The sequence below is a fragment of the Rhizobacter sp. P2_H2 genome (assembly GCF_056403375.1).
The window spans coordinates 1-2,068 of the sequence record NZ_JBFUFP010000972.1; the positions used below are offsets into that span (position 1 = coordinate 1).

General features: G+C 69.7%; 2 protein-coding genes. Both read left to right on the forward strand.

The genetic code is table 11. From position 1 onward, the window contains the following. On the forward strand, window positions 1–849 hold an 849-nt coding region (locus AC1D15_RS28910; RefSeq protein WP_477828729.1), incomplete at its 5' end, for an enolase C-terminal domain-like protein. A gap of 108 nt (window positions 850–957) precedes the next feature. Beyond that, window positions 958–2,068 (forward strand): methyl-accepting chemotaxis protein (locus AC1D15_RS28915; protein ID WP_477828730.1); only part of this gene is annotated, 1,111 nt, incomplete at its 3' end.

A 2,068-nucleotide genomic window follows, 5' to 3' on the forward strand; every position in this document is an offset into this window, starting at 1 on the left:
GCGGCGCAGGAGCCCGAGGCCGCCGACGACTGGTTCCGCCTGCGCCACGAGAAGGCGCTGGATGCCGATGCGATCGTGCGCCTGGCCGAGGCCGCGCAGGCGCGCTACGGCTTCAACGACTTCAAGCTGAAGGGCGGCGTGCTGCGCGGCGATGAAGAGGTGGAGGTAATCCGCGCGTTGCACGAGCGCTTTCCGACGGCGCGCATCACGCTCGACCCGAACGGCGGCTGGCTGCTGAAGGACGCGATCCGGCTGATGCGCGACATGCGCGGCGTGGTCGCCTATGCCGAGGACCCGTGCGGCGCCGAGGCGGGCTTCTCCGGCCGCGAGGTGATGGCCGAGTTCCGCCGCGCCACCGGCCTGCCGACCGCCACCAACATGATCGCGACCGACTGGCGCCAGCTGAGCCACGCGCTTGCGCTGCAGTCGGTCGACATCCCGCTGGCCGACCCGCATTTCTGGACGATGGCCGGCTCGGTGCGCGTCGCGCAGACCTGCCGCGACTGGGGCCTCACCTGGGGCTCGCATTCGAACAACCACTTCGACGTCTCGCTCGCGATGTTCACGCAGGTCGGTGCCGCCGCACCCGGCAAGGTCACCGCGATCGACACCCACTGGATCTGGCAGGACGGCCAGCGCCTCACGAAAGAGCCGCTGCGCATCGAAGGCGGCCATGTGCAGGTGCCGAAGCAGCCCGGCCTGGGCGTCGAGCTCGACATGGACGAGGTCGAGAAGGCCCACCAGCTGTACCGCCAGCACGGGCTGGGATCGCGCGACGACGCGGTCGCGATGCAGTACCTGATCCCCGGCTGGACCTTCGACCCGAAGCGGCCGGCCCTGGACCGCTGACCTCGACCGCTGGCCTGGATCGTTGAACACGTCACGAACGGGCCGGATCCCGCTCAAGTGGCGCGGCCGGTTGTCGATAAGCCTGCGTCTTCCTCTATCCGACGCACCATGCTCCTCGACAACCTTTCCATCGGCAAGCGCCTCACCGTCGTCCTCGGCCTGATCCTCGGGCTGTCGGTCGCGAGCAGCCTGTATGCGGTGTACACGCTGAAACGCACCAGCGCCGAGATCGACGTGATGATCTCGGACAACGTGAAGACCGAGCGGGCGCTGACCGACTGGCTGCGCTTCACCACCTCGGGCGTGCAGCGCGCCGCGGCCATTGCCAAGAGCAGCGACCCGAGCCTGATCGAGTACTTTGCCGGCGCCACCGCCGAATCGATCAAGCAGACCACCGAGCTGCAGAAGCAGATCGAGCCGCAGATGAACCGGCCCGACGAGCGCCGCCAGTACGAGAAGGTCAGCGAGCTGCGCAAGGGCTACCTGGCCGCGCGCGAGGAGGTGAGCAAGCTGAAGCTGGCGGGCGATGCCGACGGTGCCAGCCGCTCGTTCAGCGAGCAGTTCGAACCCAGGTCGCGCGAGTACATCGCCGCCGTGCAGGAGTTGTGCAATGCGCAGCGCGAGCAGCTCGACGCCAACGCGCGCGCCGCCGAAGCGCGCCGCGCCAGCGCGAACACGCTGCTGATGGTGAGCGCGGTGCTGTCGCTGCTGGTCGGCGTGACGCTGGCCGTGTCGCTGACGCGCAGCATCACCACGCCGCTGCGCCGCGCCGTCGCGATGGCCGACGCGATCGCCCGCATGGACCTGAGTGCCGCGGCGCAGACCCGCTATGCGCCGGACGAGACCGGCCGGCTGCTGCGCTCGATCGATGCGATGCGCACGGCGCTCACGCGCACGCTGAACGAGGTGCGCGGCGTGGCCGACGGCATCTCGACGGCCAGCACGCAGATCGCGACCGGCAACCAGGACCTGAGCGCGCGCACCGAGCAGGCCGCGAGCAGCCTGCAGCAGTCGGCTGCGTCGATGGAGCAGCTGACCGGCACCGTGCGCCAGAGCGCCGAGAGCGCGTCGCAGGCCGCGCAGCTCGCGTCGTCGGCGGCGCAGGTCGCGCAGCGCGGCGGGCAGGTGGTGTCCGAAGTCGTGTCGACGATGGACGAGATCAATGCCAGCTCGAAGAAGATCGCCGACATCATCGGCGTGATCGACGGCATCGCGTTCC